Source organism: uncultured Agitococcus sp. (assembly GCF_937920075.1).
Taxonomy (GTDB): Bacteria; Pseudomonadota; Gammaproteobacteria; order Pseudomonadales; family Moraxellaceae; genus Agitococcus.
Genome location: NZ_CALETI010000032.1, coordinates 1 through 10306, shown reverse-complemented (window position 1 = coordinate 10306; position 10306 = coordinate 1). Strand labels below are relative to the sequence as shown.

Genomic DNA, 10306 nt, shown 5'->3' with positions numbered 1-10306 from the left:
TTTTCTTTGTCGTATTTAACAATAGAGTAGGGTAACGGACAGAAACCAACGGTATTGTCAAAGTTGAAAATGTTGTTAAAGCCAATGTTGCCTTCGGAAGAGCCGTATAATTCGTAAACTTCTTCAACACCAAAACGGTTTTTAAATGGGCCCCAAATGTTGGCGCGCATACCATTACCAACCATTTTACGCACACGATGCGCTTTGTCTTCTGGTTTGGCTGGAACTTCCATTAAGTAGCGGCATAATTCGCCCACATAACCAATGGCAGAAGCGTTGTATTTGCGGATATCATCCCAGAATTCACGAGCAGAGAATTTGCGACGCATGGCAACACCTGCACCACCATAAAGTGCCGCACCAAAACAAACGGCCATTGCGGTAGCATGATAAAATGGCAAGGTGACATAAATGATGTCTTTATGGTTTAAGTCCATGACTGAACCAAAGATACCATACGCTTTCATCCAACGACCGTGGCTGAAAATCGCTGCTTTAGGCATACCTGTTGTGCCTGAAGTATAGATATAGAACAAGCCGTCGCTGTAATACACTTGGTTGGTGGTTGGTGGGTTGTAGCTTGGTGAGTTTTGAATTTCGGTGGCTAAGTTTTTAAAGCCTTTTGGTGCAGTACCTACTTCTTTTAAGGTGTCTTGATCAGCGAGCCAATAGACTTTATCTGCACCTAAAGTTAACTCTTTACGTACATCATTAAAAGAGCCAACTAACTCATCACCAATCACAGCCATTTTAGGTTTAACTAAGTTAATGCTATGGGTTAAAACTTTACCTGTTTGTGAAGTGTTAACGAGGGCGCAAGTTACACCAATTTTGGCTAAGCCTAAAACAGTGGCTAATAATTCTGGACGATTTTCAATAAATACCGTAACAACATCACCCTTTTTTAGGCCTTGGGCTAAAAAGTAATGGGCAATACGGTTAACCCATTGGTTGAATTGTAAGTAATTTAATTGAGTATCTTTATATAAAACAGCACTGCCATAAGGGTTTGCTTTGGTGGCTTTTTCTAAAGCCCAACCTAATCCACCCACTTTAGTGGGGTTGGTGCTTGAGCCTAATGCTAAACCGTAGGCCATCTTTGGCAACTTTTTAATCACAGCAGGTGCTTTGCGTAATACGTCAATGGGTTTGATGATGTCTTGTGTGCTCATAAAGTGGAAATCCTCTGGCGGTTGATACGCAAATAAAAACGAGATTTAGGTGAGAACTTAAACGTATTATTGTGGCAATTCATAATACGAATCCCTTTTTAAGACTTATAAAAAGATAAAAATGAGCATTTTTTGCGTGAGAACCATGAGAATGGTGTTAGCGCACACAAATCAGCAGTCATTGTCTAAGCCTAAAAAGGTCATTTCTTCGTTCCATTCAACATTAAAAGGACCTAAATCTTATCGGTTAGTCGTCTCTGTTTATTAAAACGCGCTTAACTTAACCGCAACTTTGTTTGCTTGCAAGACTTGACTGTGTTTCTAGGGAATTTTTATAAAAAGTTTATTTGTTGCTGCCTAAAAAAACCAAGAAAATGGCCTAAAATAACTGGCAATAACCATAATCAGAATAAACGTATCAAAAGGCTTCGCTCAACTAACATAAAAACGTTTTTTGAGCGAAGCAGCCTTGTATTTTTAGTCTAAAAAGAAATCACGTTGAATTTGATCTTTGGTTGCAGGATTGCAGGCATAATGATCAAAATCAGTGACGCCATAACCACGTAATACCCCTTCATCTAAATAATGTTGGCCTGTTTCGCGGTGACTAATAATGGCAAACGCGGCATCTGCCATAATGTCAGGTTTACGGCAAATATCGACGGCTTCATCATTGGCAATATTGTTAGTGACGGCGGCTGTGGCAATATAGGTTTCTGGCCACAAAGTGTTGACACAAATGCCATAGTCTTTAAATTCTTGTGCCATGCCAATCGATAATAAAGTCATGCCATATTTGGATAAGGTATAAGGTGCAAACACCGTTAACCATTTTGGATTGAGGTTAATGGGTGGCGATAAACTCAAAATATGGCCATTGCTGGATTTTTTTAGATAGGGCAAAGCCGCTTGGCTACAAACAAACACCGCACGATGATTGATGGATTGAATTAAATCATATTTTTTTAAGGGAGTGTTTTCAACATTGGTCAGGGCGATGGCGCCTGCATTGTTAATTAAAATATCAATGCCACCAAAATGTTCTGCGGCTTGTTGCATGGCTTGTTGCACAGCAGCTTCATCACGAACATCCAGCAAAATAGCTAAGGCTTGGCCACCAGCAGCAATCACTTCATCAGCTACACTATGAATGCTACCACCCAGTTTTGGATGTGGCTCGTTTGATTTGGCAGCAATTACCACATTAGCACCTTCACGGGCACAACGTAAGGCAATGGCGCGACCAATACCACGGCTAGCACCCGTAATAAAGACGGTTTGATTTTTTAAAGACATAGGATTCTCCAAACAGTTTGATTCCCTCCCTTTAATAAGGTGAGGGTTAGGGTGGGGTCTTACCACCTCCCAGCCTCCACCTAATTTAGGGGGAGGGGACTTATCGAAAATTAACTCGGTTCAATCACCAACAACAATTGACGTTTTTTCACCTGTTGTTTTTCGTGGACTAAAATTTCTTTGACCACCCCAGCACACGGCGCTTTGAGTGGATGTTCAATTTTCATCGCTTCGAGTAACAACAGAGTTTGACCTGCACTCACGGTGTCGCCAACTTTTGCTAAGATGTTGACTAACAAACCATCCATTGGTGCTAGGATTTTATTTTGACTTGCCGCATCAGCGGTTTGTGGTGGGCTGTGGGTGTCATCACGAGCTACAAGTTGACCTTGCCCTGCATCTAAATAAACGCTGTTGTTGGCTAAGGCATAGTTGAGTTGGCGACGATGACCGTTGATGACATAACGCAATAAGCCGTTGTTATTTTGATAAATATCAATCGCAAAAGTTTGCTCATTCACTTGCAATAACCAAGGCTGTTGGCTATGCAGTGGGGCAGTGACTTGCACATGTTGTTTTTGTTCACCAATGGTTAATAACAAAAATTTAGCAGGTAAAGTCGCCGTTTGTAGACGTTGATTAGGCGTGCTATTGAGCGCCAACACTAAACCAGCTAAGGCAAAATCTAAAGCTTGAGGTTGATAAGGGCGTAGGGTGGTTAAATCCGCTTCATGTTGCGTTAAAAAGCCCGTATGGGTGTCGCCAGCAATAAAAGCAGGATGACGTAATAATTGGGCTAAATAGGCTTTGTTGTTACTTAAACCCAATAACACGCTGTCTTCAACTGCTTTAGCCAATACGCGTGCGGCTTCTTGGCGTGTTGCTCCCCATGCAATCACTTTGGCAATCATTGGGTCATAAAAGGGACTGACTTCACCACCTGTTTGCACACCATCATCAATCCGTACTTGTGCGCCTGTTGCCGCTTGCCAGCGTAAGATTTTGCCTGTTTGTGGCAAGTAGTTAAATTGTGGGTCTTCGGCATACAAACGCACTTCAATGGCATGGCCATTGAGTTGAATTTGTTCTTGGCGAAGCGGTAAAGGTTCACCAGCGGCAACACGTAATTGCCAAGCGACTAAATCTTGGCCTGTAATCAATTCGGTGACAGGATGTTCAACCTGTAAGCGGGTATTCATTTCTAAGAAATAAAACTCGCCTTGATTATCTAATAAAAACTCAACCGTACCTGCACCCACATAATTCACCGCTTTGGCAGCAGCAACAGCAGCTTCGCCCATCGCTTGACGTAATTCTGGTGTCATGACAGGACAAGGGGCTTCTTCAACCACTTTTTGGTGGCGGCGTTGAATCGAACAATCGCGTTCACCCAAATACACACAGTTGCCATGTTGGTCCGCAAACACTTGTATTTCAACATGGCGTGGGTTGATAACCGCTTTTTCTAAAATTAACTCACCACTACCAAAGGCATTTTGTGCCTCAGAGCGAGCAGTACGAATCGAGGCCAATAATTCACTGGCTTGGGTAACACAGCGCATCCCACGACCACCACCCCCTGCGGAGGCTTTAATCATCACGGGTAAGCCAATTTTTTCGGCTTGTGCGGCTAAAAATTGCTCATCTTGATTGTCGCCTTCATAACCCGGTACACAAGGTACACCCGCTTTGAGCATCATGATTTTGGCTTGACGCTTGCTGCCCATCGCATAAATAGCATTAGCAGGTGGGCCAATAAAGGTAATTTGGTTATTGGCACAAGCGGCAGCAAAGTCTTCATTTTCAGACAAAAAGCCATAACCAGGGTGAATCGCATCTGCCCCTGTTGTTTTGGCGGCCGCAATAATTTTGTCTATAGATAAATAAGATGCAGAGACGTTCGATTCGCCAATATGAATTGCTTCATCAGCTAATTGGGTGTGAGGGGCGTTGCAATCGGCATCCGAGTAAACGGCAACCGTGTGATAGCCGAGTTGTTTGGCGGTTCTAATCACGCGGCAAGCAATTTCGCCACGGTTAGCAATTAATACTTTGGTAAAAGACATCATGTTTTCTCTCTATTGCACCCAGCTAGCAGCACGTTTTTGCACAAAAGCCATGCCACCTTCCATACCTTCGGCACTTTGAATGGCACAAGCAAAGGCTTCTGCGGCATCGTCTAATACTTGATTTAAAGGCTGTTCGCCAACTTGGTGTAATAAGGCTTTGGTCACTTGTGTGGCATTGGGTGCACACTGACGTAAATCATTAATAGTACGAGCAAGGGCGGTTTCTAAGCTGTCATTATCGGCATAGACTTCATGCACCAAACCCATCGCTTGGGCTTGTTGACCATTGATACGCATGCCCAATAACGCCAAACGTCGTGCTTGGGTTAAGCCCAAACGTTGAACAATAAAGGGCGCAATTTGAGCAGGAATAATGCCTAAACGGGTTTCGGGCATACCAAATTGTGCATCGGCTTTGGCTAAGGCAACATCACTAACACAGGTTAAACCAAAACCACCACCTAATACTGCACCTTCAATGACCGTGATGACTAAGAATGGCGCACTATTGACTTGCGTCAATAAATGACCAAAGGTGCGATTAAAAATTTGATAAGCATGAGGATTTTCAACAGCTTGTTGACGAATGGTCATCATGTCACGAATATCACCACCCGCACAAAAATGTCCACCTGCACCGCGTAAGACCACAGCGCGAATATGATTTTCTGCACCCCATGTAAATAGGGCTTGTAACTCTTGCACCATTTGCAAACTCATGGAGTTACGGCTTTCTGGGCGATTTAGGGTGATATGTAAAATGCCTTTATCTTCAGTGACTAATAAAGTTTGGGTGATAGGTAATGTCATAGTTTTTTCCTAAATGGTAACGGCGTAGGATGGGTTGAGGTACGAAACCCATCTTTTTAGGACTTACGTGGTTATCGCTTATTTGCTCACATTTAAATCTTTTTTAACGATTTTATGCTCGCAAAACGCGCTAATTTCGGTGAAATGCGTAAGTCCTACTTGTATGTTGTGATGGGTCAACGACCCATCCTACGAGTTGCACAATTAAGCTTTCTTCTTTTTGCTTGGTAAGGTATTGGTTAATTTACAAATAATGCCAAGCATAATTTCGTCAGCTCCACCACCAATAGACACTAAACGACCGTCACGGTAAGCGCGAGCAACGGGGTTTTCCCACATAAAGCCTTGACCACCCCAATACTGTAAGCAGCTATCAGTGACTTCGCGCATTAAACGGCCTGCTTTTAATTTAGCCATGGATGCTAATAAAGTGACATCTTGACCACTAATGTGTTGTTCACAAGCTTGGTAGGTGAGTGCGCGTAAACATTCCACTTCAGTGCGTAATTCAGCTAAACGGAAGTGAATGGATTGATTATCAATTAAAGGTTGACCGAACGTGGTGCGCTCACGGCAATAGGCAATGGTTTTGTCGATACAGCTTTCCAAACCACCCACCGCATTGGCCGCACCGTATAAACGTTCTTCTTGGAACTGCATCATTTGCATCATAAAGCCCATGCCTTCAGCACCAATCACATAACGTTGTGGCACACGCACGTTGTCTAAGAAAATTTGAGCAGTATCAGAAGAACGCATGCCTAATTTATTCAACTTTTTGGAGAATGACACGCCAGCAGCTTTAGTTGGTACGACAATTAAGGACTTGTTAACGTGAGGTTTATCATCACTGGTATTGGCTAACAAACACAAAAAGTCTGCTTGTGTGGAGTTGGTAATCCACATTTTTGTACCATTGATGATGTAATCATCACCATCTTTGCGTGCGGTGGTTTTAATGGCTGCCACATCAGAACCAGCATGAGGTTCAGACACAGCAATCGAGGCAACATATTCGCCTGCAATAGCAGGAGTTAAAAACTCATCACGTAATTCTTTAGAACCAAAACGGGCAAGGGCAGGTGTGGCCATATCGGTTTGTACCCCAATTGCCATCGGTACACCACCACAATTAATTTTGCCTAATTCTTCGGTAACGACCATGTTGTAAGAGTAGTCTAAACCCATACCGCCGTTTTCTTCAGGCTTACACACACCCAATAAACCCAATTCAGCCATTTTTCTAAATAACTCATGGGCTGGGAAAATACCTGCTTCTTCCCATTCATCGACAAAAGGATTGATTTGACTATCAACAAATTGTTTGGTGGTGCGGCGTAAAGCGTCATGTTCTGGAGTAAATTTCATCTTGCTGTCCTCATCTGTAGCCCGTGTGAAGTGCAACGCAACACGGGAGTATCTCTTTGTTTTCCTGTATTCCGCTACGCTGCATACAGGCTACACTCTCCTACTTTTCAGGAGGAGAGTTCATGTGGTGGTTAAAATCTTGCCACGCCATAAGTATTGGTGCTTAACTGGCGTTGTTCTGCTTCTTTAATGGTTTGTAATAAGAAAACGAGAAGTTTGCGGGTGTCTCGTGGGTCAATCACCCCGTCATCAAACAGTTTTGCAGTATTAAACAAAGCAGTAGATTGCGACTCTAATTTGGCAGCAGTACTCATTTCTAAGAAATTAAGCACATTTTCATCAGGGGTAATGCCCATTTTTTGTTGTTTGGCTTCAGTGACAATTCTTAATACTTTGCCTGCTTGTGCGCCACCCATCACCGCTGTTTTCGAGTTTGGCCATGCAAAAATAAAATGAGGGTCTAAACCACGGCCACACATGGCATAGTTACCTGCACCATAAGAGCCACCAATCACAATTGATAGCTTTGGTACACGGGTATTGGCCACGGCTTGAATCATTTTTGAGCCATGCTTAATCACGCCATTCTGCTCAGATTCTGTACCTACCATAAAGCCTGTTGTATTGTGTAAAAACAATAATGGGCGATTGGTTTGGTCACAAAGCTGAATAAATTGGCTGGCTTTGACCGCACCTTGGGGAGTGATTGGGCCATTATTGCCAATGATGCCAATAGTGATGTTACCGATATTGGCCCAACCACAAATCGTTTGATTATCAAATTCGGTTTTAAAGTCTAAAAAGTTAGAGTCATCGACTAAACAGGCAATAACCTGACGTACATCATAAGGCTTGCGTAAATCACAAGGAATAATGCCTAAAATGTCATCAATCGGATAACGTGGCTCTGGTGCATCATGATTCAGTTGTGCTTTGTCCCAACCTAACATCGAGACAATATCACGTGCTTGGCGAATGCCATCAGCATCGTTTTCGGCTAAATATTCCGCCGTTCCTGCAACTTGAGCGTGCATTGCAGCACCGCCCAAATCTTCTTCTGTCGCCACTTCACCTGTTGCCGCTTTTAATAGAGGAGGGCCTGCCAAAAACATTTCGGTTTTGCCACGCACCACCACCATATAATCGGATAAACCCGGTTGATAAGCACCACCAGCCGTCGCATTACCATGGACAACGGTAATTTGCGGAATACCCATTGCTGATAAACGGGCTTGGTTAGCAAAAGAACGCGCACCTTCAACAAAAATATCGGCAGCATGATTGAGGTTTGCACCACCACTTTCGGCCAACGTGACCATTGGTAATTTGTTTTGACGGGCAATTTGTTGCAAACGTAAGCTTTTACGCAAACCACTGGGCGAGATCGTGCCGCCTTTGATGGCAGAGTTACTTGCACCCACCAAACAACGCACACCATTAATCACACCAATGCCTGCAATCATATTGCCGCCAGCTTCGGTGCCATCTTTATCATCATCGAGCATATAGCCTGCTAAACCACACAACTCAACAAATGGCGAACCTGCATCTAATAGGTGTTGTACACGTTCATGAGGCAACATTTTGCCACGCTTAGTAAATTTGGGCTTTTCTTGTAAAGAACGTTCTAAAACTTTTTGTTTAATCGCTGCCACTTCGTCAATTTGTTTGAGCATGGCTTGGCAATTGGCTTGATAATCAGCACCATTGCGATCAATTTCTAATTCAATAATAGGCATAATCAGTTATGCTCCTTTAGTTACCCTCACCCTAACCATCTCCCACAGAGAGAGGAAACTTAGCGATGATTCTCCCTCTCCTTGAGGAGAGGGCAGGGGTGAGGTGAAGATTTATTGCTTCTTTAATACATCAGGAATAAATGCCCGATGGAAACCGTTATAAGGCTCAGAGTTTTCGTGGTCAGCCAAAGGATAAATTGGCGTACCTAAAGAGGCTGCACCATCAATACGCACCGTGATTCCAGAGACAAAAGCGGCCGCTTCGGACAATAAAAAGCAGGTGACACTAGACACTTCTGATTCTGTACCCATACGTTTTAACGGCACTTTGCTGGCCAACGTAGGAATGACAAATTTGGCAAAATCCCCTTTATAAGAATCCATACCAGAAGACATAATCCAACCGGGTGCAATGGCATTAACACGCACACCACTGACTGCCCATTCAATCGCAGCAGTTTTAGTCAAATTATCAACCCCTGCACGTGCTGCACCCGAATGCCCCATACCTGGCATACCACCCCACATATCGGCACACATATTGACAATGCTGCCACCGTGTTGCGCCATCCATTGGTTATAGACTTCACGCATCATTAAAAACGTACCGTGTAAATTGTTTTTAACCACTGCATCAAAACCATTGGTGGAAATACTGGCTAAGGCCGATGGAAATTGACCGCCTGCGTTATTGACTAAGCCATCAATACGACCAAACTCTTTGAGTACCGTCGCAACGACTTCTTTAACTTGTTCTTCTTGGCGAATATCACACACCATTGAACGTACTAAACCGCCATCTTGAATAATTTCATCTTCAACCTGAGCCAGTTTTTCAATTTTGCGGCCAGTAATAACGACTTGTGCACCTAAAGCGGCTAATTCATGGGCAGTACAACGACCAATTCCCGAACCACCACCCGTGACAATAATGACTTTATCGGCAAACGCATCTTCACGAAAAATTGATTGATAGGGCATAAAAAACCTTACATTGTGTAGCCCGTGTGCTAACACGGGAGTAATTGCATATTGGATAACCTGTATTTCGCTATGCTACATACAGGCTACAATTTTTAGGCTTCGACTTCGCTCAGCCAACGAAGAGCGTTCCCTGAGCGGAGTCGAAGGGAAAATCATGTCTAGTTAAAGAACTTCTACAGGAATTTTGACAGGCATAGCCAACAGTTGTTGGGCATGAGCTTTGCCTTGTGGGTCTAAACGTGGACTGGCAATGCCACCGCCGCCCAAGGCATAGGTCAGCATAAAATTCAGGGCATTTAAGCTAGGTAATTCATAACGAATTACTTCACTACGAGTTTCTAACCAATGTTGACAATAAGCGGCAACTGCTTCTTCGGTTAAGCTGGCACGAATCCACGGTAAATATTCGGGCTTACGGGCAATTACACCAATATTTGATGAGTCCCCTTTATCACCACTACGCGCCCACGCTAATTGCACTAAAGGCACTTTATGCGTGACTTGGCTGTTATCAGCCACTTCGCCACTGGCTAAACGCTCAGCAGGGACAAAACCACCTTCGGTGGGGACAGCAACCGCAATACGCTCATTGCTAATATCTAAACTAATAGGCACAGAAGTTTTTGGAACGAGGCAAGAAAATAATCTAATCACTGGAGAGGGCTTTGGACGACCACCCATAATACCTGCTAAACCGGGTGCCATGCCTGTTGAGGCTTGGGCAATTTCACTGGCCAAAAACAATAAACCTTCTTGAACAGGATAACGAGCCACCATGCGCACAGTAATTTCGCGGCATTGTTTGGCTTCTGGCCGTGCATTTGCACCATATGCCTGTTCACTGCCAACAAAGATCGGAAGAGCACAC

General features: G+C 43.7%; 7 protein-coding genes and 1 pseudogene. All 8 read right to left on the bottom strand.

Annotated features, from left to right (window positions below):
- Positions 1-1172 (bottom strand): AMP-binding protein (locus Q0212_RS00955; protein ID WP_297920844.1); only part of this gene is annotated, 1172 nt, incomplete at its 3' end.
- 477 nt (positions 1173-1649) lie between these two features.
- The gene (locus Q0212_RS00950; protein ID WP_297920841.1) at positions 1650-2468 is read right to left on the bottom strand and encodes an NAD(P)-dependent oxidoreductase; all 819 of its coding nucleotides are present in this window, start codon (positions 2466-2468) and stop codon (positions 1650-1652) included.
- Between the two features lie 110 nt (positions 2469-2578).
- Positions 2579-4534, bottom strand: a complete 1956-nt coding sequence (locus Q0212_RS00945) for an acetyl/propionyl/methylcrotonyl-CoA carboxylase subunit alpha (protein ID WP_297920847.1) — start codon at positions 4532-4534, stop codon at positions 2579-2581.
- Positions 4535-4546: 12 nt separating this feature from the next.
- Positions 4547-5347, bottom strand: coding sequence for an enoyl-CoA hydratase-related protein (locus Q0212_RS00940; protein ID WP_297920839.1), 801 nt, complete (start codon positions 5345-5347; stop codon positions 4547-4549).
- A gap of 204 nt (positions 5348-5551) precedes the next feature.
- On the bottom strand, positions 5552-6715 hold the full coding sequence (locus Q0212_RS00935; protein WP_297920836.1) for an acyl-CoA dehydrogenase family protein: 1164 nt from the start codon (positions 6713-6715) through the stop codon (positions 5552-5554).
- Between the two features lie 131 nt (positions 6716-6846).
- A complete protein-coding gene (locus Q0212_RS00930; RefSeq protein ID WP_297920832.1) occupies positions 6847-8454 on the bottom strand; it encodes an acyl-CoA carboxylase subunit beta in 1608 nt (535 codons plus the stop codon).
- 111 nt (positions 8455-8565) lie between these two features.
- On the bottom strand, positions 8566-9435 hold the full coding sequence (locus Q0212_RS00925) for an SDR family oxidoreductase (protein WP_297920829.1): 870 nt from the start codon (positions 9433-9435) through the stop codon (positions 8566-8568).
- 165 nt (positions 9436-9600) lie between these two features.
- Positions 9601-10306 (bottom strand): annotated as a pseudogene (locus Q0212_RS00920) (terpene utilization protein AtuA); the annotation flags it as partial.

Bases quoted from the DNA above. Each gene is read 5' to 3' on its own strand.
- Q0212_RS00950 (WP_297920841.1), bottom strand. From the start codon at position 2,468: ATGTCTTTAAAAAATCAAACCGTCTTTATTACGGGTGCTAGCCGTGGT.
- Q0212_RS00945 (WP_297920847.1), bottom strand. From the start codon at position 4,534: ATGTCTTTTACCAAAGTATTAATTGCTAACCGTGGCGAAATTGCTTGC.
- Q0212_RS00940 (WP_297920839.1), bottom strand. From the start codon at position 5,347: ATGACATTACCTATCACCCAAACTTTATTAGTCACTGAAGATAAAGGC.
- Q0212_RS00935 (WP_297920836.1), bottom strand. From the start codon at position 6,715: ATGAAATTTACTCCAGAACATGACGCTTTACGCCGCACCACCAAACAA.
- Q0212_RS00930 (WP_297920832.1), bottom strand. From the start codon at position 8,454: ATGCCTATTATTGAATTAGAAATTGATCGCAATGGTGCTGATTATCAA.
- Q0212_RS00925 (WP_297920829.1), bottom strand. From the start codon at position 9,435: ATGCCCTATCAATCAATTTTTCGTGAAGATGCGTTTGCCGATAAAGTC.